13 protein-coding genes are annotated in these 24,778 nt (G+C 52.5%); 3 read left to right on the forward strand and 10 right to left on the reverse strand.

Annotated features, from left to right (window positions below):
* Positions 1–189 precede the first annotated feature (189 nt).
* A complete protein-coding gene (locus tag ACI48K_RS23340) occupies positions 190–882 on the forward strand; it encodes an SGNH/GDSL hydrolase family protein (RefSeq protein ID WP_475030036.1) in 693 nt (230 codons plus the stop codon).
* Positions 883–966: 84 nt separating this feature from the next.
* On the opposite strand, the gene ACI48K_RS23345 is transcribed toward ACI48K_RS23340, so the two are convergent.
* The 5 genes from ACI48K_RS23345 to ACI48K_RS23365 form a co-directional block, all read right to left on the reverse strand.
* Entirely contained in the window at positions 967–6,750 is a 5,784-nt protein-coding gene (locus ACI48K_RS23345; RefSeq protein WP_475030037.1) for a GH92 family glycosyl hydrolase, read from the reverse strand.
* Between the two features lie 26 nt (positions 6,751–6,776).
* Positions 6,777–8,402 (reverse strand): S-layer homology domain-containing protein, encoded by a 1,626-nt coding sequence (locus ACI48K_RS23350; protein ID WP_475030038.1) that lies wholly within the window; start codon positions 8,400–8,402, stop codon positions 6,777–6,779.
* Between the two features lie 25 nt (positions 8,403–8,427).
* Entirely contained in the window at positions 8,428–12,753 is a 4,326-nt protein-coding gene (locus tag ACI48K_RS23355) for a PA14 domain-containing protein (protein ID WP_475030039.1), read from the reverse strand.
* 504 nt (positions 12,754–13,257) lie between these two features.
* Positions 13,258–13,752 (reverse strand): SRPBCC family protein, encoded by a 495-nt coding sequence (locus ACI48K_RS23360; protein WP_475030040.1) that lies wholly within the window; start codon positions 13,750–13,752, stop codon positions 13,258–13,260.
* A gap of 83 nt (positions 13,753–13,835) precedes the next feature.
* Positions 13,836–14,165: an ArsR/SmtB family transcription factor gene (locus ACI48K_RS23365; RefSeq protein ID WP_475030041.1), complete on the reverse strand. Its 330-nt coding sequence runs from the start codon at positions 14,163–14,165 to the stop codon at positions 13,836–13,838.
* 443 nt (positions 14,166–14,608) lie between these two features.
* Between ACI48K_RS23365 and ACI48K_RS23370 the strand changes: the two genes are divergently transcribed.
* A complete protein-coding gene (locus ACI48K_RS23370; RefSeq protein ID WP_475030042.1) occupies positions 14,609–14,941 on the forward strand; it encodes a hypothetical protein in 333 nt (110 codons plus the stop codon).
* Positions 14,942–15,580: 639 nt separating this feature from the next.
* Here the strand turns inward: ACI48K_RS23370 and ACI48K_RS23375 are convergent.
* From ACI48K_RS23375 to ACI48K_RS23395, 5 genes are all read right to left on the reverse strand, one after another.
* A complete protein-coding gene (locus tag ACI48K_RS23375; protein WP_475030043.1) occupies positions 15,581–15,838 on the reverse strand; it encodes a hypothetical protein in 258 nt (85 codons plus the stop codon).
* 76 nt (positions 15,839–15,914) lie between these two features.
* Positions 15,915–16,823: an AraC family transcriptional regulator gene (locus ACI48K_RS23380; RefSeq protein ID WP_475030044.1), complete on the reverse strand. Its 909-nt coding sequence runs from the start codon at positions 16,821–16,823 to the stop codon at positions 15,915–15,917.
* Between the two features lie 193 nt (positions 16,824–17,016).
* Positions 17,017–18,036, reverse strand: a complete 1,020-nt coding sequence (locus tag ACI48K_RS23385) for an aldo/keto reductase (RefSeq protein WP_475030045.1) — start codon at positions 18,034–18,036, stop codon at positions 17,017–17,019.
* A 559-nt stretch (positions 18,037–18,595) separates the two neighbouring features.
* On the reverse strand, positions 18,596–18,823 hold the full coding sequence (locus ACI48K_RS23390) for a hypothetical protein (protein WP_475030046.1): 228 nt from the start codon (positions 18,821–18,823) through the stop codon (positions 18,596–18,598).
* 47 nt (positions 18,824–18,870) lie between these two features.
* The gene (locus ACI48K_RS23395) at positions 18,871–19,848 is read right to left on the reverse strand and encodes a VanZ family protein (protein WP_475030047.1); all 978 of its coding nucleotides are present in this window, start codon (positions 19,846–19,848) and stop codon (positions 18,871–18,873) included.
* A gap of 235 nt (positions 19,849–20,083) precedes the next feature.
* On the opposite strand from ACI48K_RS23395, the gene ACI48K_RS23400 reads away from it, so the two are divergent.
* A complete protein-coding gene (locus ACI48K_RS23400; protein WP_475030048.1) occupies positions 20,084–24,088 on the forward strand; it encodes a glycoside hydrolase family 10 protein in 4,005 nt (1,334 codons plus the stop codon).
* The last annotated feature ends 690 nt before the right edge of the window (positions 24,089–24,778 follow it).

A 24,778-nucleotide genomic window follows, 5' to 3' on the forward strand; every position in this document is an offset into this window, starting at 1 on the left:
GTTAACAAATCAGCCTATGCCTCCAATGAGTCCGCTCTTTCAACTACGAAGAAATCCCGCCCTGGACTCCGCCGCAGGTTATGCGCCCGGCGCCTATCGCCACGCTTGCCCACACCACCCGAGCATCGGCACAATATCATATCTTTAGGAGACATAGACCGCATTTCAAAATAGTGAGGGGATACTCCGATGATCTATACAGCGCTTGGCGATTCGATTACTTTTGGGAAAGACGCCTCTTCATGGACCAGGTCTTATCCCAGGCTGGCTGCCCTCAAGCTGATGTCGACCACCCCGCGGGTGAACGGCTCCTATGTGATCGCCCAATCCGGATGGAACAGCAGCGATCTGCTGGATGCCGTCGTCTGGTCGGGCACTCCGGTCCTTAGCCACTCGTCCGTCGTTTCCATTTGGATCGGGGGCGTGGATGTCGCGGATGCCGCATTATATGCGCTGGGCAATGAACAGACCTTTACCGCGGAGCAATTCATCGGCCGTTACAGACGCAACCTGCGCGCCTTGATGGCGCACGTTAAACGCGTCACTCGCGCCCATATCGTGTGCTGCACGCAGTACAACCCGTTTCCGAACAGCCCGCTGGCGGCAGCGGCCATCGGTGCGCTTAATTTAACAACCAAAGGGATCGCCCAAAGCTACGGCATCTCCGTCGCGCCGGTTCACTCCTGGTTTGAGGGGAAACAAACGGAATTAATTCACGGGTATCGCAGGGGGGTCTTGGAAGATGCGCTAGCCGGTATTACCGGCGGCATACTGCCCATCCATCCCAATGACGAGGGCCATCAACTGATCGCCAGAAAACTGACGCCTTATCTGGTTCCGGAACAGCATGCTACCATCAAAAAAGCCGCCAAGCGGCGGTGAATGACAAAAGAGGCCGAGCCCCGATTCATCTGGGATGAAAGGGGCTCGGCTTCTTTTTGCTGCTTGATTATTCATTAAAAACGATTATTTTACCGAAAAGCGCACATCGTCAAAATTGCCGACGTACTTATACGTTCCGTTTGTCGTACCCTTCAGCACAAGATAGATGTCCTGTACGCCGGTCAGCGTTTGATTCAAATCCCCGCTCACCGTTCGGTACGTTGTCCATCCGCTTGCCGTCGGAGGCACCGCAAGTGTTCCGACCAAAGGTCCGTCGACCGCGCCAAGATGAACTTCAACCGTGGAATCGGCCGCGCAGTTCCCAGTATTGCCCGCGTACTCAACGGACCATTGATTGACGCCCGCACCGCCGAAGTTCATGTTCTTGTATGCGAGCCAGGCACCAGAGTACGTATTCTTCACCACAGTGCCGCCGTTACCGCCTTCCGTCCCTAACGGAGTATTGTTGTTAGGGTTAAGCGCCGTGGACCAGGCGTCGTATTTCTCGAATTCCATTCTGGCAAAGTCCGCTCTGGTCTTCTCAAAGGAAAATCTGTCGAAGTTGCCGATGTAAGTGAACGCGCTGGTCGTCGTGCCTTTCAGAATGATGTACACATTTTGTTTCCCGGTTACCGTTGTGGTCAAATCGGCCGTAGCGGTTCGATAGGTTCCCCAACCGCTGCCGGTATTGGCCAGATTTACGGTGCCGACCAAGGTTCCGTCGACGGCACCCAAACGGATTTCCGCCCGGGCGTCGGCCGGAGCTTTTTGGGAAGGAGCGTCATAAACCATCTGCACAAAGTTCATACCGTCCGTCCCGAAATTCACGTTTTTATAAAGAAGCCAAGCGCCGTCAAACGTGTTTTTAACGACCGTGCCGCCATTGCCGCTTTCCGTGCCTAACGGATTGCGGTTATTTGGGTTGACGGCTGTAGTCCAATCGGTTTTTTGTTCGAATTCAATCGCCAATTTTCCGTTTACCGGGTCAATTGTCGGTTCTTGCGGCTGACCGCCCGTATACGTGAAGTTGGCTTTTTCAAAATTGCCGATGTACTTATAAGTACCGTCCGTCGTCCCTTTCAGCACGAGATAAATGTCTTGGACCCCCGTAAGGGTGTTCGTCAAATTGGCAGTTACCGTAGAATAGGTTCCCCAACTGCTTGCATTCGGCGGAGTGGCCACGGTTCCTACCAAGATACCATCAGGAGCACCGAGTCGAACTTCAACCGATGCATTGGCCGCCGTATTCGTGGAGTTGCCGGAATACACGATGGAGAATTGGTTGACGCCTGGGCTGCCGAAATCCAATCCCTTATAGGCCATCCATGCGCCGTTAAACGTATTGGCCACCTGCTGGCTGCCGTTGCCGTTTTCGGTTTTTAGCGGTCCGCCGTTAACCGGATTGACGCTGGTCGTCCATTCGTCGTATTTTTCCAGCTCCAAAGGCGCGAAGTCGTTTCGGGTCGCCTTGAAGCCCCATGTGAAGCGGTCGAAATTGCCGATATAAGGATGCGTGGAATCCGTGCTTCCCTTCATGACAATGTACAAATCCTGAACGCCGGTGACCGTTTTGGACAAGAGCGCCTGGGCCGTATTGTAAGTTCCCCAGTTGCTGCCCGTTGCCTGCAAATTATACGTACCTACCAGCTCGCCGTCGACTCCGCCCATATGGAATTCCAGTACCGCGTCCGCAGGCACCTTATTGGAAGGAGCATCGTATTCAATCGTAACCCTGTTCATGCCTTGGGTTCCGAAATCTACGTCGTTATAGGCGAGCCAGCCTCCGGTAAACGTATTGGCGACTACATTTCCGAAATTGCCCGTTTCGGTGGCCATCGGTTTGTTGTTAAAGGTATTGTTTGCCGTCGACTTACTGCTGAAGCTCTCGAACTCGATCGTATTCGGGTTCGCTGCAGGAGGCTCGGGCTCGACCGGTTCATCCGGCAGATCAGGCTGCAGCTGCGGTACCGGAAGCGGCTCGGGCAGCGGCTCATCGCCTGGCGTTCCCGGGTCTTCGCCCGGCGTCCCCGGATCCGGCTGCGGCTCAGGCTGCGATACGATCGGGTCGGCCAACCACAGGGAGTCATAAATATTGCCGTCAAAATCGTCGACTAAATAAACGTTAACCTGATATTTCTTCGCGTTGACGTTAAAGGTTTGCGTCAGATCGAAGCTGCCGGTTTCCACAGGAACCGCACTGGTGACATAAGCCTGCTGGCCGCCGTTCATCAGTTGGATGACGGCTACCGCGGAATCGGCATAGTTTCCTTTTAATGTCCCCGATACGTCAACGACCATGTTGCCCGTCCGGTTAACGTCGGCATTCAAATCAAAAACGTCCCATTTCACATCGGAAGTATACGCCGCATTCGAAGCTAGCGCTTCGCCCGCAGCCAGATTCAGGCTTTCGTTCGCTTTTACTCTCACCTGAACCTTGCCCGGATCATAGGCTACCGGACCAACGACTTGCGGATTCGCCGTGGCGGTCGTCCAAATATGGCTTCCATCCGTGCTGAATTCATAATCGGAGGCCTGCTCGTAGCCGGGCACATTCGTCCAGCCGAAAGTGTTCGCTGTATCGTTCACAACCGGCTCCGTTGGAGCCGCAGGCTTCGCCATTTCCCGGACTCCGGTCAGGCCGAAGTCGAACGCGATATCCGAGCTGGTTGCGTTAACCTGATGCACTTCCGCAGTGAGCACGTTTGTCCCCTTCACAAGATAGGACGGGTCGATTCTGAACACATTCCGGTCCCGCTCGTCATTAACGGTGGCGTTCGCAAAAGTGTTATATTCCACAGCGCCGGAAGGCATGTTCGTCCGGATGATTTCATGACCGTTCAGATAAACGACCGCTCCGTCATCGCGAATCAAGCTGGCATCAAGCTCCAGATAATCCGCGGGATCGGACGCTTCAAACGTCTTGCGGAAATACGTCGTCGGATACTTGTTGTTGCCGTCCGCTCCGTAGCCGACGACCGTCTTGGCATAATTCTTGTCGTCATAGCCAAGCGGAGCCGTACCCGTGTTCCAGTTGCTGTCGTCATAGGCCTCGCTTGTCCAACCAGTGCCGGCAGATTGTCCTTGATCGTAGTACTTCCAATCCGATCCTTCGACGATCAAGTTTTGCCGGGTGAGCGAATTATCGATACCCGTCGCGTAATCCGTTGTCGGAGGAGCGGCTTTTGCCGATGCGCCCCAAGCCGTATTCGGCGTAGAAGCCATCGTAAAATCAAGGGTGCCGCCGGCCATGATATCGACATAGCTGATCCAGGCTTGATTGAAGTCCGCTCCGTTCAGCTTGGCCGACTGGATAAACCGGTTCGCGCTGGACACGTTGTTCGCTTTGATCGTAAAGGTTTTGCCGCCGTCCAGATGCAGTTTCACTTCCGAGAAAATCGGCGACCCGATCAGGAAATCGGCGTCTCCCGGATTGCCGGGGAACAGACCGAGGGCGCTGTATACGAACCAGGAAGCCATAGCGCCCGCATCGTCGTCCATGGATTGCAGGTACCCTTCCGGATCGTCCCGGTACACACGGGATTTCAACGGAGACGAGTACAGCCCGTGGTTATGGTATTTCTGCGTCACCACTTCCGTCGTATACTGCCGGGCAAAATATTGGGTCAGATAAGGATAGCCCAGATAGTCGAACAAATAAGGCACGTCCAAATCCGTTTCGTTGATGGCCATATATTCATCCTTGTTGAAAAAATCCAACAGCTGCTTGGCCATTTCCGTTTTGTCGCCGATCAGATCGGCCAGACCGTTGACATCCTGCAGAACATCCCAGCGGTACTGCCACAAGTTGCCTTGATAGGCGTATTTATCGACCGCCGTAACGTCCGCCCCGTTGATGTTCGAACCATTCGGCGTAAAGAACCCGATCTTCTGGCCGGTTTCGTCGGCCTGAGTTGGATTCCACAGGTTTTTGTAAGACAGAGCCACTTGCTTGTATTTCTCGTAGGTCGTTTTATCGCCGAGCAGTTCGGCCAATTTCATCGGGAAATAGCCGCTTTTTGCTTTTTCCAGCTGTCCCGACACCTTGTCCTGGTCGCCGAAATTATCCGCGTCAACGGCCATGCCCTGCAGCGCCGTGTACGCGTCAAAATCCCGGAATCCTTTCGAATAAGCGTCGAGAAGCACCGCGCCGTTGAACTCATTGCGCACTGTCGGACTTGGCCAGTAACCGTCCCCCCATTGCGTGTAGCTGCCACGCGTTTTGTACAGGTCTGCCAGGGACTTCACCATATTGTTGAATTCCTTTGGCGTCAGCACGGAGAACAGGGCGTATTTACGGAAATCGTCCCAGGTTGTCCAGCCGTTGTAATACTCAAAATCACTGCCAAGCTCCGAGGCTTGCCGGATCGTGTTCTCATCCCGCCCCGCCTTGAAAGTACCAACAGAGCTCGTCACGTTTTTCGGATGGAGGAACGTATGATACATTTGCGTATAAAATACCCGTTTGTTCTCTTCATCGGCATCGGTAATTTCCACTTTGCCCAGCAAGCCGCTCCAGGTGTCGCGTATTTTCTCGTGCTGCGCGTCGAAATTCCAATCCGCGACATCGTGATCCCGTTCGTATTTGGCTTGCTCTACGCTGATTGGAGAAAGTCCAACCTTTGCTTGTACCACTTTGTTGTTCACCGTGTTGAAATTCACCCACACTCCGCTATTGGAGCCGCTGCGCGTTGCTTCCGTTCCGGTAGCGTCGCCCTGCCAGGAAGTATAGGAATCGAAATTATGGTCGAACTGGATGGAATAATACATCGTGTAATAACCGTTTCCGCACACGTTTTTCGATTTGATCATACCGGAAATTTCGTTGTTGTTCTCCACGCTAAGATTAGCGTCGAGCATACCGGCATAAGAATTGGAGAGATCGACCAAAACCGAGCCGGTGGACGCGGAAGCCGGGAACGTATAACGATGGAAGCCCACGTTATCCGACGCGGTCAGCTCGACGTTGACCCCGGAAGCCAGCGTTACCGCATAATATCCGGCGGAGGCTTGCTCGCTGCTTTTGTCGTACAACTGCTTGTATTCACTGCTGTTCTTCGTAAAAGAACGCGTTTCCGGCATCATCAGAATGTTGCCGCCCGCACCGCTGCAGCCTACTCCGCTAAAACGAAGATGCGAAAATCCCTTTAAATATTTGTCCTGGTAATAGTAACCGCTGAACGCGCCGCCATCACTGTCCGGGCCCAGCGATACGAGACCAAACGGAGTAGAGGGTCCGGGATTCGTCTGTCCGTTGTCTCCCATCGTGTTGATAAACGGATCCACGTAATCGACGGGAGCCAGGTTCGTTCCGGGATAAGCAGGTACCTGGCCTTGATCCACCCCATACAGTTCCAGCTCATAAATCCGGGCAATATTGGAGTCCGAAGCTCCCTTACTCACGTAGAGCCGGAAGAAACGAGCCGAGACCGGAGCCGTCAAGTAGCGATCCACAATGGTCTGCGCATTGTTTTGCACCACGTCGACATCCGTCCAGACGACACCGTCATCACTCTTTTGCAGGCGAAAATTTTTGGTATTCCAGAACGGACTGTTTCCCGTTTCGTTGATCCCGGCATTTTTAACCGTCCATTCATTGATGGTATAAGCCTTTCCCAAATCAAGCTTCAGCCACTTGATGGCCGCGCTCGAGTTATCGCTCCATTTCGTGTCGGCTTTGCCGTCGACGGCATACCTTGCGCTTTCGGTATTGCTGCTTTGACCGGAAGCTTGTACCGTCACATTTAACGCTACGTTCCGGGTCTGCACAGCTGCCGTGGTTGCTGCTGAAACGGTGTTTGTCGTCAGTGATTCCACTAAGCTGTTCAGCAGCAGCAACGCCATAAATACCGAGATGATTCTTTTTGCCATGGCGTATAGTTCCCCTCGCTTCCCTCTTATAATGAACTGTCAGTCATCAACCGTTGGACCATAACCGCAATTTCCGCCCGGGTTACCGGGTGGCTTGGATTGAAGCGGGCGCCGTCCCCCTGGATCAATCCCTTATCCCAAGCCTCATTCACGGCTGATGAAGCCCACGAGGAAATCTCTTTCGCATCGGCAAAAGCAGGAGCTCCGTGGCCCGCCGCCAAATTGAAATATTTCGCCGCGCGCATCAGCGATACCACCGCTTCTTCGCGAGTAATTCGGTCACTTGGCCGGAATTTTCCGTCATATCCCGAAACAATGCCAAGCCCTGCCGCTTGAGTTACCAGTTGCGTGTAATACTGGCCCGAAGGCACATCCGTAAAGGATTTCGCCGGGACGCTTGCTTTCGCGCCCGCATTCCCCGCTTGGTCAACCGAGCGCATGATCAAGGCGACAAATTCGGCCCGGGTAATGCTGCGTTCCGGCGCGTAATGCTGGTCATCGATGCCGTTCACAATATGCTTGGCCGCCAGAGATTTGACGGCCTTCTCAGCCCAGTGACCCGCCAGATCCCCAAAGGTTTTGTTGTATTCCAGAATCGTGTAGTAAGAAAAATGCTGCGCGGTAAAGGTGTACGTGTTCTGATGCAGCGTTCCCGGCGCGTACTCCACCTTTTTGCCGTCAACATAATAAATACCCGCCAGATCGGCAGAAATCCGCTTTGCTTCGTCATCCGTAAGGTTCACGGTTACGGCAGCCGGCTGGTTCAGATTATGAATTTCAGTGACGCTGCCGCCCTTAATTAACTGAATCACCACGGAAAGAACAACTCCCGTGGAAGTATATTCGCGATTGGACTGAAGCGATTGTTCGACCATCGCCTTGGCATCGTTGCTCCAAACGGCGCTCAGTGCCACGCGAATACGCGAGTTTTCATCTTCCGATGACGTGATGGAACCGGCCGGGAAACGAACGGTACGATTGCCGGAGTGTACAATCAGATCCAGGTTTTTATCTCTGAGATCGTTCAAGGACGGCGCAGGGATTTCCAACGCGTTTCCCGATTCCCCGGTCGTCGCCGGAAGCTCAATGGTTACCGCATCCGTCGCTTTTCCCATAGCGTCATTGATTGTGCCGCTGCCAACGATATACCCGCCGTTCTGGCCGCGCTCCGGCACAATGCTGGATCCGTTAGCCTGGCCAGCGGTCGGGGGAATGCTTATGTTGCCCGCTGGAGGCGCTACAGGACTGTTCCCCTCCTGCGGGTCACCTACAGGATCAGGAGCCGGGGTTCCCGGATTGACCGCTTGCTCCGTTAAGGTAAACGTCTTGCTTTCCGTCTCGGTTCCGTCACCTGCGATTACCGTATATAAGCCGGACGGAGCAAGATCCTCATTTGTCGGAATAGAGACCGTTTTGGAATACGCTCCGTCTTTCGGCGTCAACGTATCGATAAAAAACACCGTTTGATTGGGACTAACGATTTTCACCACTACATTGCCGGCCTCGTCCGCAACTGTGCCGGAGACCGTGATTTCACTCCCGCGCCGGACCTCCTTCTGACTCAAATCGAGTGTAAAGGAGCCCGCCGCAAGAGCCGAAACCGGTGAAAGCACGAACAACAAGGCCAAAATGGCCGCTATATATTTCTTCACCGTATCCGTCCTCTCTTTCTTTCTGTCACTGAAGCACAATCGGTTTAGCCAATTGGACCGGAACGCGCGAATCGCTGTTGAACTGGTCAAACACAAATGCCTTCACACTGTACCGGGTTCCCGTTACGTTAAAGTATTGGGAAATCGTAAGCTTGTCCTCCTGCAGCGGAATCGCATTAATCAGGACCGGCGTGTTCCCCTCAAGCAATTCAAAGACGACGTAAGCATCTCCGGAGTAATCCACTTGCTTGTCGGCCGTAATCTCCAGCTTCAGTTGACCTTCTCTCTTCACAACACCCGTGAGCGAGTAAGTCTCTTGAATTCCGCCTTCGGTAAACGGTTGATCCGACGCAAGCGGCAGACCGGCGGACATGCCGGAGGCTGGGTCGGCTTTGACGCGCACCATGACCGTCCCCGCCGGATAATTGCGATCACCGACCGGCTGCGGATTTGCCGTCACATCCTGCCAATTGGCCCCACTGTCGACGCTGTATTCGTAATCCGACAGATCGGAATATCCCGGGACGCTGGTCCATCCGAACAAGTTATGCCCGTCATCCACCACGGGGGATGTAGGAGCCGCTGGGACATTCGGGTCCGTACTCACGATGCTTGCCGCGGAATTATCCCGTTTGTCGACCGCTCTGACCGCAAATTGGTAGGTTTGACCCGTTGCCGCGCCGTTAACAACGTATTGATAATTCGTTTGGCCTTCTTCAACCGGAACATAAGCATTCCAGTTTTTCCCGAGTTTGCCGTCCACTTCGTAAATTCTGAAACCTCGTACGGCATCGTCCACGCTTTTATCCGCCGGTTTGCTCCAGGAAATAACCAGTTTTCCGTCGCCGGTTTGGCCGGCTGCCAAATGACCGACCGGATTCGGTTTACTGTCGTCCCGAACGATTGTATAAGTGTCGAAAGGATTATCTTCACCGGATCTATAGGATTTGATGGTAAAGCTGTCCTCCGTCATTCGAATGCCCGAATAAATCGGTTCGTACGGCTGCTCATACACCGCCGCATAATATCGGTCGACGCCGTTTTTCAGATCGTAATATTTCGTACCGGACGAATTGTTGATCATATACAACGTACCGTCAGGATTCAGCGGATTGCCGTTCGCATCCTTTTGGATATTTTGGACTTTCTTGTCGTTGTACATTTGATAGGATCTCATAAAGGTATGGTCATGCCCCTGCAAAACCACATCGATGCCCAATTCGTCAAAGACCGGGAATAGTGTTTGTCTGAGCGCCAGAATGTCCGAATCAAGCGCATGGTTGCCAAGCGAATAAATCGCTTTGTGGAAAGCGACGACCTTCCACTTCTTATCCGTTTGGGCCACTTCTCTTTTCAGCCACTCCATTTCCTGGTCAAAAGAGGCTTTCTGGCGGTCGTCCCAGCCGATATCCATCGTGTTCAGCACCATAATATGGGCGTCCCCGTAATCGTAGGAGTACACGCTGCCCGGAGGCAACGGATCCGGGATCGAATCATTCGGGTAGTTAAAATGATAATAGTAGTTATCGTTATAGGGTCCTTCATGATTACCTACAGCCGCCATAATCGGCAGGTTCATCAGCATGTCCTGCGGTTGGCCAAAGTAGTCGAGCCACTGTGATTCCAGCGAACCGGCATCCACTTCGTCGCCGGTCATAACCAGGAATTTGGCGTTCGGATAATCGGTAAGGCCGTTTTTCAGCGTGTTGGCCCAAACTTCATAATCATTTGTATTTGAGCCTTGGGAATCCGTCATGTAGAGAAAATCATAATCATTCTCATTAGGGGCCTCGGTTGTAAAACTGCCGGTTTGACTCCAGTTCCCGTCGCTGCCGACCCGGTATTTATAGGCTGTTCCGGGATTCAAGCCTTGTGCGACGACTTTATGGCTGATAAATGATCCCGTTGTGTCGTTCGTGATTTTCAGGTTGTTTAATACACGCGTATCCTCCGGCTTTCCTACGAACCGCTGCACCGCGCCGGAACCGAAATCCTGATCCGCAGGCACGATTTCCACGATGCTGTCCTTGATGTTGGCCGGAGCCTTATCCGGATTTTCGTACGTAGTGTACCAGGCAAAGGAACGGTTGGTCTGAGCGCTGCCGAAGAGCGACATGGCGATAGCTATCGGCGAATAATTTCCTAAATCGTTGGCGGGATTAAATGCAAAGCTGCCAACGACCGTCCCGTCCGCAAGCTGCAGTCCGGCTTGTCCGTCATACGAAACGGAGACTTTTTGCCCCGGATTGATTCTGGAGGACAAATTCAGCTCCAATTCGGACGGATCGGTACCTTGTTCTACGTTTTGCACATCGGTCGCTTGCCCGTCGGCCTGAAGCGTGAAATGCTGTTCCAAAGCAGCAGGCAATCCGTTTATAGCGGAGGGCATAGTAAGCGTGGCAGTCAGGCCGGTATTGGATACTGCTCCGGCTACGGGTCCGGCATAATCTTGCGGAAGGAAAAAAGCATAGCTCGGAACGATTTCCTTAGCTATATTTTGTGTGGACCAGCGCAAATAAAGATTGGAGCCGCCGCTTTCTTCGAAATACTCCACTTTGAAGTTGTATTTCGTACCGCCCTGAAGCGTGATAGGAACGCTAATTTGTTCCTTATCCCAGTCGTTTTCCCAATGGTCAATGACAAGCTGGTCATTGATCCACAGCTTGAAGCCGTTATCGCCAATCATGTAAAACGTGTAGTCTCCTGTCTCCGGAGGCATGATTTGTCCGGTCCAGCGAGCATTGGCATGATCCTGGCTGCCGGTCATGGACTGAAGAGTCGGGTCCAGATTCGTGAAATTAATTTGTGGGTCTACGGTTGTTGCTTTATGATCGCCAAAGCTGAAATCGCTGTTTCCCGAATAATATTCGGCAAGCAAGCCTTGGTCTTTTTCAATTAGGGGAGGCGCACTCAGTTCCAGGGAGAAAAAGAGGTCGGAACTGTCGGCTCGCTGCTGATGAACTTCCGCAGCAATCACATTGGTTCCGTTCACCAAAAGGGAGGGATCGATGTCAAAGTGTTCATCGTTCCGTTCGTCGCCCACGGCAACGGGGGATAAAGTACTGGACGAAATGGTGCCCGCAGGCAAGTTGGTACGGTATACTTCTTGACCGTTCAAGTAAATAACCGCGCCGTCATCACGGACGAGAGTAGCGGCCAGTTGCCCAATCGAATTGACATCCGTTACTTGAAACTCTTTGCGGAAATAAGTTGTAATGTACTTGTTGCTGGAACTCGGGCCGTACTCAATCCAGGTTGTCAGATCGAGTCCCTTGCCGGCGCTCGCATAACCAAGCGGTGCCCCGGCCGTTTTCCAGGCACTGTCGTCGAAATCCGGTTCGCGCCAGCTTGTTCCCTGGTCGGAGCCGTTATCCAAATAGGCCCAGTCGCTGTCCTTAGGAATCAACTGCGACCCGTTTCCGGCAACTCGCACTTCGGCGGTTGGAGTCAAGGAAACCGTTACGAGCGCGGAGGCTTTCAATCCCCCGTCTACAGCAGCAGCCGTAATTCCGGTTGTCCCCGCTCCTACCGCGGTTACCGTTCCATCTTCGGCTACAGTTGCTACGTTCTCATCGTCCGCTGACCAGATATATGCGGGGGTTGTTGCATTCTCCGGCGCTATTACCGCGGACAGCTTCTCCGTTTGCCCTAAGGCCAAATTCAGACTAGACTTGTCCAAACTAATTCCCGACACCGGAATGGAGGCAGGCTGCTCAATTGGCTGTCCGGTTGCCGGTTCTTGGCCGTTTGGATTTTGACCGGCCGGTTCTTCCGTCACCGTTGTCTCGTAAGCCTCAAACTCGTAGATATTCGCGGAATATTGGCCTGCAGCTAGATCTGCGGCCCCCGGGTTGGTGATGCTAAGCTTGAAATATCTGGCGGTTACCGGTATATCCAGATTATGCACGGTTACTCCGGAAGTATTACCCTGAACCGTAACGACGGGGTTCCAGTTCGTGTCATCGTCACTGGTTTCGATGGTAAAATCCTTCGTATTCAGCTCCTCCGGTTCTCCGGCTGCGCTTGCATGCGCAACTACAAAACGGGTCACTGTCGCTTCGGCGCCAACGTCAACTTTGAGCCAGTACGGGTTGTCTGCACTGGGCAAGTCGCTGCCCCCGACATAACTCCATTTTCCGCTTCCCAGGCTGCCGTCAATGGCTTTCGCCGGACCAAACTCGTCGGAAACGGACCCGATAGCGGTAGCCGTTACGCCTTCGCCGGCAAATGCGTTCCTCTCCACAGATTCCGCGACTGCCGGATGCACCGGGGCAAAACCCGAAGTCAGCAACGAGGTTACAAGCAGTATCGCTGCCAGCACGCGGCTTGTCAGCATGATTCCTCTCTTCACTCTCCCTCTTCCCTCCTGTATAAAATAATTTCATTAGGAATCATAAAGACTGGGGGGGCTTCATTCAATTCATCCTCCGTAAAGCCGGGATAAAGTTTATGTAAAACCCCGGATGGAAGTCACTGGGGGATTCCTCTTTTTTCCAGGGAGAGATAATTACTTTATTTCCGTTTCTCCTTGTATTTGTAATTACAGGATGTTATATGGAACTGGGCGGTAAGAAATCGGAGGGGGCTTTTTTAGAAATAAAACTTTGAGGGGACTTCGTGGAATCGATTTCATCCATATGGAAATATTGTCCTTCTTAAGTACTTCAAGACAGATTAGGAATTGTAAACTACGGGTCATTGGAAGGTAAAGTCATGCAAATTTGAAAACAAAAATAATACAAATTATTTTCGTTATCCGAAAATATCTCGTTTTTGATTTTAGGCACCATAATAAAAGGCCCTGCGACGACAACCCGTCGGGCAGGACCTTTCTATTTTTACCAACTGCCGTTTTCTAAATGTTGGCCAAATACTGCTCCAGCTGATCGAAGGTTCCGCCAAAGCCTTGCTTCATGGAATCGAACATGCTCTTGTACATTTCGCTTCCCTCCTCCGTCCCGTTAACAGGCCCGCCGCGCAAGGTTAGCTTCGTTTTTCCGTCCAGTTCCTCGAAAGTCACTACGTAGAGGATCTCTTCCGGGAAAGCAGTACTGAAAGGAGCTGGTACGATGCGGCCTTCCGGGTCCGAAAAAGAATTGATATACACGATTTTTTCGGGGGCTTCGATTTCCCGAAACACGAATCTCCCCCACATTTCAACCCCTTCCGGGGAACTCATACTGAAGTGGAAAATGCCGCCGGGACGAAAGTCAAACTCGGCCACGCCCAATTCAAAGCCTACCGGTCCCCACCAGCGCTTGAGATGATCGACCTCTGACCATGTCTTGAAAACAATTTCACGCGGAGCATCAAAGGTGCGAGTGAACTCAAAATCGAAGTTTTCAGTCATGTCAATCCTCCCAAAAAAGAATATATTGAATCAAAGCAATCCGCACCCGAAGTGCCGGTTTGCCGGGACTCCGATACTTCCGTTTACGGGTGAAATTCGTCCTTCTGCTGCAGCTTGCGCAAATAAGCATCCATGTTGTCGAATTTTTCCTCCCAGACCCGTCTGAAGGAATCGAGCCAGGCGCCCATCTCCTGCAGCGGCTCCGCCCGCAATTGGTAAATCCGCTTATTCGCAACCGGCCGGACCTCCACAAGACCGGCATCGCTAAGAACCCGAAGATGCTTGGAGGTTTGGGGCTGGTTCAGTTCAAGCCGATCGGCGATTTCTCCCACAGGCAGCGGACCGTCGCGCAAAAGCTCCACGATGTCAAACCGGTTCGATTCGGCAAGAGCGGAAAATGTCGTTAAGTTCATAAGCCATCTACTCCCCACTATGCTTTGGTTTTAAATATACCCAATGGGGAATATATAAGTCAAGGAATATCGATTCCCTAGCGTAAGGTGAGATGATTTCACAATTTATGGGGAACAAGCACAGGCAGCGTGCAGGCAATCATGAGTAATATAAAGTAAAAAAGAACGACGAGGTGATCCACGAATGGCAAATTCGGCAAAGATCCGAAATAAGGCAAAACAACTAAAAGGCCAGCCGGTTTGCGTGACGTTGTATGACGGAAGGACGTACGTAGGGTGGATAACGGGAATCGATCGGGACGGAGTGACCCTGTCCACACAGCAGAAAACCAAAAAATCGAAAAAATCGTCCCGCACCCGCTCGCGAAAACAAAAAGCCGCCGTATCCGCGTTTATGCCATTGTTTGGCTCTTTTATGGGCGGACTTGGGGGATTCGGCTCCTTTGGAGGCGGTAGTGCCGGCAGACCACCCGGTGCGGGCTTCGGTGGAGCCGGAGGGCCTGGAGGGCCTGGCAGACCTGGAGGATATGGCAGACCCGGGGCATATGGCAGACCAGGAGCATACGGGAGACCAGGAGCATACGGGAGACCAGGAATACCAGGAGGACCTGAAGGGGATGGAGGGGCCGGGGCCGGAGCGGAAGCGGCCGGGGCTGCGGCGGCTGGCTCCACGGGGGGCCGTGTCGGCTTCTTCGGCATGGTGCAAAAAGCGGTCCCGTACGTGCAAATGGGCTACAACGCGATTAAGTCCATCATGCCGCTTTTTAACGCAATGAAAGGGCTGATGTGATGCTTTAAGGCGGCCCGAACGAATTTAGATAAAAAGACACCCTTGCGGTGTCTTTTGTATCTGAATTCCATTGCATCAAACAAGCTGCGCTGATCTTTACTCAAGAGCAAAGAAACTGCAAAAAGAAAGCACTTAACCCACTCAAACTCTTGCTGGTGTTGCTCTTGCAGATTGTTGCTCCCTATTCGTTGTTCCCATCTCATTGCTTTCCGTTAATGCTCAAAGACCTAAAAAACTCTTCATTTTTTGTTTGTAGAAGAGATCTTTTCATATTCCTGCAAAAGTACAGTTATTTCACTCGATTAACCGCATTTTCGCAAAATACCTGCAAAAGTGCAGGCTTTGGGTCTGCAAAGCAGCAATTGAGGACGTATTCGGCTCAAAAACTGCATATTTGCAGGTTTTTACCTCCAGTTCTGCGACGAAGCCGGAAATTACTGCACTTTTGCAGGTATTTTAGCAACGGAACAGCAATAAGTGGCCCGAAAAGGACAAAACAGCCGAGCGTCAGCAATGCTCTTTCATTTGCTTGGCGATGTCCTACTCTCCTAGAACCCTTCGGTCCAAGTGCTCCCATCGGCCTCCACAAAAAGGGTGTATAAATGAATGATAGTAAGTTACCTGCCTACATCCAAGCAAATATTGCATGAAATGCGATGCGATATGCACCCATATTCTTTGCCCCCTCTTCCAGGAGCGCGTCAAAGGATACGCCGCTGTCTTCGAGACGACCGGACAGTTCTTCTATGTCTTCGCCATGTCCAGCAACGCAATCTTTTTCAGCACCGCTGATTACTTCGTACAGCATATTTTCCGTGATTCTGTCCCGGATTTGCCTTAAGGAACGGTTGATCAAAATCCAATACGCATGGATCGTCTTCATGATCGGGGTGACCCTGCTCGGGATTGCGGACGAGCTATGTTCAAAGGGGATAACCGAACCCGCACGGTTTCCTCATCTATTTTGCCTGCAAAGCATCTCGCAGTTGTTTGATATCGGAGGTCGGCGGCATGCCGAACAATCTGGAATATTCGCGGCTGAACTGGGATTGGCTCTCGTAGCCCACGCTGAAGCCGGCGCCTCCGACATCCGCCGCCCCGGTAAGAATCAGCCTTCGGGCCTCCTGCAACCGGATCCTTTTTTGAAATTGCAACGGACTCATTCCGGTAACCTGTTTGAAATGAAAGTGAAGCGAGGACGGGCTCATGTTTGCGCTTGATGCAAGCTCCGAAATCCGCAGCGGCGAGGCGAGATCATCCCTGATCCGCTCGATTACCCCGGAAATCCGCTGGGAATGGCTGCCGGTTAGCGCCATCTGCCGGACGGCATGTGTGCTGTCATCCTGAAGCACCCGGTACAGCACCTCACGAATACGCATGGGAGCCAGGAGCGGGATGTCCTCAGGGGCTTCCAGCAAGTTCACCAACCGAACCAAAGCATCCATGAACAAAGGACTCCGCTTGCTGAGCGCAAGCCCCCTTCCGGAGTCTTCTTGGGTGTTCCGGTTGAGCCCGGAATCCTTCATAATATCAACGATTTGTTTCGCGCCAAAAAATAGCTGCAGGCACAAATAAGGCGATTCCGGTGTCGCTTGCAAAATTTGGCCTTGCACCGGCATATCGACGGTGACCACAAAGTAGTTCTCGGGGCTATAAATAAAGCTTTCTTGATTGGTAATCACTTGCTTCGACCCTTGTGCGACCACGCAAATCGACGGCTTATATATCGTATGATCCATTTTCGTAAGCTCCGAGGCACGTATGATCCGCAGATCGGGGATGTCCGTCTCATAAACGCCGTCCTTGCCGGTAAAACGTTCAAGACTGCGGATCAATTCTTCATTCAAATTTTGATCGCCGGATTCCATGGTCAATCGTCTCCTCCAGTTCGAAAACAGTTTCAACTCGTTCGTATGTCGGGGTGGATGTCTCCAATAATAAGATCATAGTTCATATTGGAAAAATAAACAAAATCTCTGTCCCCTTCAGGGCGAGTAACGCAAAAAAAGGGACCTGAGCGGTCCCTTTTCTCTTTGTATCCCTCGGCTTATTTGAAGCGGATCACGGGCGCACGCCTCCCTGATAGTCAAGCATCCAGCCCGGATATTCCGGCGGCAGGGCGCTCGCTTCATCAAGCAGCCGGAGCTCTTCGGCGGTGAGTTCCAATTCCGTCGCCGCCAGATTGTCTTCCAGCTGGCTGAGCCGTTTTGCACCTACGATGACGGAAGTCACCACCGGTCTGGACAAAAGCCAAGCCAACGCCACTCTTGCAGGACTGCAGTTATGGGCTTCCGCGATCGGCGTCATGACATCCATAATGTTCCACGCTCTTTCACGGTCGACAATCGGGAAATCGAAGCTGGTGCGCCGCGAACCCTCTGGGCTTTGGTTGTCCCGGTTGAAGCGGCCGGACAACAGTCCGCCGGCGAGCGGACTCCAAATCATCAGCCCCACCTTCTCGGATTCCAGCATAGGACCGAGCTCGCGCTCCAAATCTCTTCCGGCAATGGAATAATAGGCTTGCAGCGACTCGAAACGGGCCCAATTTTTGCGTTCCGAAATCCCCAGCGCTTTGGCGATTTGCCATGCCGACCAGTTGGAGACCCCGATATACCGGACCTTGCCTTGCGTCACAAGATCTTCAAATGCGCGCAGGCTTTCTTCCATCGGCGTGATTCGGTCGAAGCCGTGCATTTGATAAAGATCGATATAGTCCGTCTGAAGACGTCTTAAGCTGCCGTCCACCGCGTCCATAATGTGCTTGCGGGAAAGCCCCACGTCATTTTTGTCCGGACTCAGCCGGTTGAAAACCTTCGTGGCCAACACGACATCTTTGCGGGCGATCCCCAGGTTTTTGAAAGACTGCCCCAACGTAGTTTCACTCTCGCCGTTCGCGTAAGAATCGGCCGTATCGAAGAAATTGATGCCGGCTTCGACTGCGGCCTTCACCATTTCGTCCGCGCCCGATTGGCCTACCTGGCCGATATGTTGAAAGACGCCTTGCCCGCTGCTGAACGTCATCGTTCCCAGGCATAGCTCGGATACAAGAAGCCCGGTATTGCCAAGTGTTTTATATTTCATATCAACTACTCCTTCCGTTTAATGAATGCAGGTCTATTATGCGTCAGTCTTCCGGAAACGGGTTAGTCGATTCATGCGGAAGTTTTGCCTAATCCTCCAAACACCCTCTAAAACTGTTATAACAACAGAGCAGAAAACCCTGCCACATGGTAACGGCGATCCCTCCTGCCAGATAGTTGCCAGGTACCGGATCGGCCCCTGAACTCGCCTCGCTCATACACCTTATTACAATTTTGTACAATTACAAGGATGTTCAAACCAAGCCTTTTCCTTCATTGTTCTATACAAAATGGGGGACGCTGCCCGTAAAAAATTTCGCTTTAACCGTTTTCCGTTCTCCCTCCGACACTTAAAATAGCGGACTTTATGGCTCTATTTCCACTGGAGAGGCCTCATTTTGAATAAATAGCGTCATTTTATGGCCTTATTTCTTCGGAAGAGCTCCTTTTTCTCCCGGTTTTGGACGTGTTGCCGAAAATAAGACCATTTTGCACCGCTATTTTCTAGAAAACGCGGTTTTGGAGTGAAATAAGGCCATTTTATACCGCTATTCGAGAAGTCACCGTTTACCGTTTATCGTTGGTTCCAGACCAGGACGGCTCCTTTCAGCGCCCGCCGCCCCCAATGAGCCATGCAGCAGCGCCATATTGGAATTGGCCGTTGAGAACAACACTACCGCCGGCTTCATAAAAATACCGGACCCTATGATCGTCCCAATCGCCAGCAAGGTTGAAACGAATGATCCGATAGTTTTCTTTAATTCCATCTCTTTCATCTCTTTAGCCATCCCGTTGTCTCCACCTTGTGCCAACTGCCAGATAAATTTACCAATTATTACGTTTCATCGGCAATAGTGACGAGCACCGCCTCCGCTAGCGACCGATCACCGCTTGAGAGCCAGACCCCGACTGTAGGAGAACGGCCTTCCGAAGTCAGAAAACCTCTCAAGTCCGAACTTGTGCCCTCTTCGTAGTCTCTGACGACCTTTTTCCCCTCCGATCTAATATGTCTGATGAATATTCGGGTTGAGCCGTCGAGCCGGACTTGGATGTGCTCCTCTTCAGTCTGGCCCTTCTTCAAATCGGCAGCTCCCGCTCCCGGGCGGGAGACTCGTATGTATTTAGGATTCTTATATACCGTAATTTCGCCTGCTTCCGCGCCGCTCAGTTCTCCGAACAGATCCGTATCCGCCTCATTCCATCCTTCCATAATCGTTTGGTTCTCGTCCACATATACGGTCTTGGATACCGCAAAAGGCAGCAAACGGGCATCGACCATACCTAAGGCGGCAATCCCGCAGATCCCAAACACCAGGTAGACACCGATCAAAGCCGAAAGCATCCGGTTTCTTGGTCGCGTTATTTTCCTAAGCCACGCAAATACTCCTACCCCGATAACGCCTCCCGCCGTATTCAGCAAAACATCGTCCACGTCGCTGCTCCCCAACCCGAGAACATACTGGATGATCTCAAAAGAAAGTGAAACGCCGAGCAGCAGCAGAAGCTTCATTCGAAAGGATCTGCTTGGTGCGGCAAACGCCGTAAAAATTCCCAGGGGAACAAAAATGGCCACGTTGCCGGCTACATTCGCCAAGATTCTCTCCATGCCCATGGATTCGCCGGTGAAATACCCCGTGATGGTGCGAAAAGGAATCAGATTGACGCTCCTGAACGGGAAGTACCCGCCGCGAATAACCACTTCCAGCGGAACCATTTTAAACATAATGATTTGAATCGTAATAACAGCATAAACGGCAAACATGAGGTAAAATATCGCAAGCAAAAATCTGCTGCGGTCTTGTTTAGGCTTCATAAATTGCATTCCCCCTTCAAAATAATTCCTGCTTTCCATTTATTCGGTACACGTTTATTCAAGGGAAATAGTTACAAATCTTAAAAAAGCACGATCGAATCTTTAATTTCGAGTAAGACGGCCGGGTTTTGGGGGTGATACCATATGGGAAGAAAGGAGGGGCGATATTTGCGAACCGATAAATGAAAGCGCTTAACTTGTTTTGAACAATCCATATGCGAAGGGTGTGCAATGAATGAGTAGAACGGGCAAAACCATGATTTCGATTTTACTCGCAGCAGCCTTGCTTATCCCGACATACGGTCTTGCTCCGGTGACACAGGCCGATGAGGTTCCGGCGCCGGATGAGACCATAACGGTTTACCATGAAACCTTCGCGAACGGCACCGGCGCCGCGGTGCAGTCGGGCGGCGCGAGCCTGACGCAGGTCACGGACAAAGTGTTTGACGGCAACGATGACGGGGCGGCTCTATATGTAAGCAACCGGGCAAACAATTGGGACGCGGCCGACTTCGGATTCGGCGACCTTGGCCTAGAAGACGGCAAAACTTATACCGTAACCGTGTCTGTCTATGTCGACCCGGATGTGGAGGTCCCGGACGGAGCCCAGGCTTTTCTGCAGACCGTAAACAGCTACGGCTGGCTGGCCGGAGCCACTTTTGCGCCGGGCGGCGCCAGTGTTCTGACGGGAGAGCTTACGGTTGATCTCGCCAAAGACAACGCCCTGCGCGTGCAATCGAGCGAAGAGGGGAAAACGGTCCCCTTTTATATCGGAGACGTTCTGATTACCGGCGAGAATGACTCTCCCGGCGAAGAAGAGCCGCCGCGGCCGCCTGCGGAGGCATTCGCTCCCATCACTTTTGAGGATCAAACGACCGGCGGCTTTGAAGGCAGATCCGGCACCGAAATCCTGACCGTCACGAACGAGGACAATCACACGGAAGGCGGCTCCTACGCCTTAAAAGTAGAAGGCCGAACCGACACGTGGCACGGTCCCTCATTGCGGGTCGAGAAGTACGTGGATCAGGGCGGCGAATACAAAATTTCGGCCTGGGTCAAGCTGATTGATCCCGCCAGTTCGCAGCTTCAATTATCCACCCAGGTCGGCAACGGAAGCAGCGCCAATTATGTCGCTCTCGCGGCAAAAACGATCGGTACCGGCGACGGCTGGGTGTTGTTCGAAGGCACCTATCGATATAACAGCGTAGGCGGCGAATACTTGACCATCTACGTGGAAAGTTCCAACAACGCGGCCGCTTCTTTTTATGTTGACGATATCCGTTTTGAAAGCACCGGCTCCGGGCCGATCGACATCGAAAAAGACCTGGTTCCGCTTAAAACCGCGTATCAAAATGACTTTCTGATCGGAAACGCCATCTCGGCGGAGGATTTGGAGGGCGTCAGACTTGAGCTCCTGAAAATGCACCATAACGTCGCTACGGCAGGCAATGCCATGAAGCCGGATGCGCTGCAGCCCACGAAGGGCGATTTTACTTTTACGGCAGCGGATGCGCTCGTCGATAAGGTTCTGGCCGAAGGGATGGAAATGCACGGTCATGTCCTGGTATGGCACCAGCAATCGCCTGCGTGGATGAATACGGCCACGGACGCGGAGGGCCATTCCGTCCCCTTGGAGCGCGATGAAGCGCTGGGCAACTTGCGGACGCATATCAGGACGGTCATGGAGCATTTTGGCGACAAGGTGATCTCCTGGGATGTCGTCAACGAAGCGATGAACGACAACCCGTCCAACCCCGCGGATTGGGAAGCTTCCCTCCGCCAATCCCCATGGTACCAAGCCATCGGGCCGGATTATGTGGAGCAGGCGTTCCTGGCCGCAAGGGAAGTGCTGGACGAACATCCCGATTGGGATATCAAGCTCTATTACAACGATTATAACGAAGATAATCAGAACAAAGCGCAAGCCATTTACAATATGATCAAAGAGCTCAATGATAAATATACCGAGACCCACCCCGGCAAACGCCTGGTAGACGGCGTCGGCATGCAGGCCCATTACAACTTGAACACGAATCCTGACAATGTAAAGCTCTCTCTGGAGAAATTTATATCCCTTGGCGTTGAGGTCAGCATCACCGAGCTGGACATTCAGGCCGGCGGCAACTACCGGCTCTCCGAACGGCAAGCGAACGCTCAGGGTTATTTATACGCGCAATTGTTTAACATTTTCAAGTCCCACGCCGAGCACATTAACCGGGTAACCTTCTGGGGCCTTGATGACAATACAAGCTGGAGAGCTTCCTCCAATCCGCTGCTGTTCGATAAAAATCTCAAGTCCAAACCTGCCTATTACGGTGTAATCGACCCGGATAAATTTATGGCGGAGCATCCGCCGGAGTGGGAAAACGCCAACCGGTCCACCGCTTATTACGGGAAGCCCGCTGTGGACGGGACGGTTGACGCCATATGGAGCCGGACGCCCGCCCTGCCGGTCAACCGGTATCAGATGGCTTGGCAAGGCGCGACCGGCGTCGCCAAGGTACTTTGGGATGACCAGAACCTGTACGTGTTGATCCAGGTCAGCGATGCGCAGCTTGATAAGACCAGCGTCAACGTCTGGGAGCAGGATTCGGTCGAAATTTTCCTGGACGAAAACAACGGGAAGACGTCCTTTTATCAAGATGACGATGGGCAGTATAGAGTAAATTTCGAAAACGAGTCTTCATTTAATCCGGAAGGATTCTCCGAAGGTTTCGAATCGGCGACCTCGGTTTCCGGCACGAACTATACGGTTGAAGCCAAGATTTCGTTCAAAAAGCTCGTCCCGGCCAACAACAAGCAGATCGGTTACGACGCACAGATCAATGACGCCAAGGACGGCGCCCGCCAAAGCGTATCCGCTTGGAACGATACGACAGGCAGCGGGTATCAGGATCCATCCGTATTCGGCGTGCTCACGCTTACCGGCAAGCCGGCTCCGCCTAGCGGAGGCGACAACGGCAATAACGGCTCCGGCGGTAACGGCGGTAGCGCAGGCGGCGGTGGCGGAAGTGCCGGTACGGGCAGCAGCGGTTCCGGCGGCGGATCTGCTCCGCAGGCAGCTACCGTGGAAGTCAAGGACGGCGGAATTGCGATCAAGCCGGAGATAAAAACCGCGGGCGGACATGCGAAAGCGATCATTGCGAGCTCTACATTGAGCAAGGCGCTGGAACAGGCGGCCGCAGTTGCCGGCAAGAAACAAATCGCCATCGAAGTAGCGAAGCAAGCCGGCGCACAATCGTACGAGGTGCAGCTCCCGGCCAAAAGTCTGCGGGATAACACCCAATTGGAGCTGCTGATCAAGACGGAAGTCGCTGCTTTGCAGGTTCCCGGCAACTTACTGTCCAATCGGGATTTGAATACCGAAGACGTGTCCATCCTCATCGGCCGAGGTTCGCCGGACAATCTGAGCGCTGCGGTTCGGGAACAAATCGGCGACCGCCCGATGGTTCATTTAAGCCTAAGCGCAGGCGGAAATGAAGTTGCCTGGCATAACCCGGACGCTCCCGTTACAGTAGCCATCCCTTATAAGCCGGCGGCGGAAGAGAAGGGTAATTCAGACCGCATCGTCGTTTGGCATATCGATAGCCAAGGTCATCCGGTATCCGTCCCGAATGGACGATACGACGCTCCGTCGGGGGCAGTGGTTTTTCATACGGATCACTTCAGCACCTATGCCGTTTCCTATGTATCGAAAACCTTTGATGATCTTGAGCATGCTCACTGGGCCAAGCAGGCCATTGGCGCCATGACCGCCCGCGATATCATCAAGGGAACCGGCGGAAGCGGCTTTTCTCCCGAAGCTCCCGTCACGCGGGCGGATTTCGTTGCTCTTCTGGTAAGAGCCCTTGAATTGCATGGAACGGGGCAAACCGGCTCCTTGTTCAGCGATGTCGGACCGGATGCCTATTATCTCGGCGAGCTCTCCGTTGCCACCGAGCTTGGAATCGCTAAAGGCTTTGAGGATAACACGTTCAAACCGGACGGCGGAGTCTCCCGCCAGGACATGATCGTGCTGACCGCACGCGCTCTGGCGGCTGCCGGTATACAAGTCGAAGGCAGCGGAGTACCAAGCGATGATGTGGATGTCTCCGGCGCCTCCGAATATGCCAAGGACAGCCTGGCCGTTCTGCTGGAAGCCGGAATCGTCGAAGGCAAAAACGGCAAGATTGCGCCGAACGACCCGCTTACCCGCGCCGAAGCAGCCGTTATTTTGTACCGAATCTGGAATCTGAAATAGCTGCTATTAATAAAATGGCATAATATAACCCGCCCATTGTCGGCGGGTTATGTTATGCATGCGGTCGACCGATCGCCGCCATGCAGCGAAGCACCTCGCACCGGGAGTTGCGCGCTATTGCCGTTACCTTCCCTCCCGCCCATTCGATTCCATGATAACCAATGGTCAATTCTTTTTGAAATTCGCCGGTGATAGAATGTACGATCAATAATGGGCCCGAACTGGAAAGCTCCCGTTAGCGAATCGAATTAATTAGCTTGTCGCGCCCTATTAACGGGAAATGCTCCCGTTAATTTATGCAAAATGGCCTGTTTCAGCGATTTAACTGGAAATGCTCCCATTAATTTCGGCATAAGAGCAGGGTTACGGCCTAAATCAATGATTTAGCTGGAGGATTTCCTGTTATTACTCTTCCAGATTCAATAAAGCTTCAATTAACAGGAGAATTTCCAGTTAGTGTTAGCCAGCTTAGTTCGGTACAACGAGTTAGTTATCAAGATAACTCCGGCTGGAGTTCAAATCAACCTTTATGCACACGATTAACTGGTAAGCTCCCGTTAGCGATTCGAGTAAATTAGCTTGTCGCGCCCTATTAACGGGAAATGCCCCCACTGCTATGAACGAATTTGTCAATCCCCCTGTTTTTCCCCCTTTAAACTAAGGGTTTTCAATTCCTTGGGCACAGAGACA

The sequence above is a fragment of the Paenibacillus terrisolis genome (genome assembly GCF_056171975.1).

What these genes read in the sequence shown, in the direction of transcription:
- ACI48K_RS23400 (WP_475030048.1), top strand. Translation starts at nt 20,084, where the DNA reads ATGAGTAGAACGGGCAAAACCATGATTTCGATTTTACTCGCAGCAGCC.
- ACI48K_RS23385 (WP_475030045.1), bottom strand. Translation starts at nt 18,036, where the DNA reads ATGAAATATAAAACACTTGGCAATACCGGGCTTCTTGTATCCGAGCTA.
- ACI48K_RS23365 (WP_475030041.1), bottom strand. Translation starts at nt 14,165, where the DNA reads ATGAACTTAACGACATTTTCCGCTCTTGCCGAATCGAACCGGTTTGAC.
- ACI48K_RS23395 (WP_475030047.1), bottom strand. Translation starts at nt 19,848, where the DNA reads ATGAAGCCTAAACAAGACCGCAGCAGATTTTTGCTTGCGATATTTTAC.
- ACI48K_RS23375 (WP_475030043.1), bottom strand. Translation starts at nt 15,838, where the DNA reads ATGAAGACGATCCATGCGTATTGGATTTTGATCAACCGTTCCTTAAGG.
- ACI48K_RS23380 (WP_475030044.1), bottom strand. Translation starts at nt 16,823, where the DNA reads ATGGAATCCGGCGATCAAAATTTGAATGAAGAATTGATCCGCAGTCTT.
- ACI48K_RS23345 (WP_475030037.1), bottom strand. Translation starts at nt 6,750, where the DNA reads ATGGCAAAAAGAATCATCTCGGTATTTATGGCGTTGCTGCTGCTGAAC.
- ACI48K_RS23360 (WP_475030040.1), bottom strand. Translation starts at nt 13,752, where the DNA reads ATGACTGAAAACTTCGATTTTGAGTTCACTCGCACCTTTGATGCTCCG.
- ACI48K_RS23340 (WP_475030036.1), top strand. Translation starts at nt 190, where the DNA reads ATGATCTATACAGCGCTTGGCGATTCGATTACTTTTGGGAAAGACGCC.
- ACI48K_RS23390 (WP_475030046.1), bottom strand. Translation starts at nt 18,823, where the DNA reads ATGGCTAAAGAGATGAAAGAGATGGAATTAAAGAAAACTATCGGATCA.